We start from the raw sequence: 255 nt of genomic DNA on the forward strand, positions 1-255 counted from the left end.
ACCCGCTGGAATAGCTCCCACAGCTCATCCGGCACCAGCCGCTCAACAATCCCCACGACCTGTCGCACCTACGACTCGCTCGAGCAGTCGGCCTCGATCCAGGTCGCCTGGAGGTCACGGCAGATAAAGGTGAGTGTGCCGTCCCAGCAGGCGATCTCGTGGCTGCAGCCGTCCCTGTGCGGCAGGACCTCGTCGAGGATCACAGTCCCGAGGCCCGTTCCTCGGTCCTCGTCGGCGGGATCGATGATGAAGCCG

General features: G+C 65.1%; 1 pseudogene. It reads right to left on the reverse strand.

The annotated features are described in order from the left end of the window. Nucleotides 1–68: 68 nt before the first annotated feature. Nucleotides 69–255, reverse strand: a pseudogene (locus QC282_RS32625) (hypothetical protein); the annotation flags it as partial.

The sequence above is a fragment of the Streptomyces sp. DH24 genome, assembly GCF_029813775.1.
Classification (GTDB): domain Bacteria; phylum Actinomycetota; class Actinomycetes; order Streptomycetales; family Streptomycetaceae; genus Streptomyces.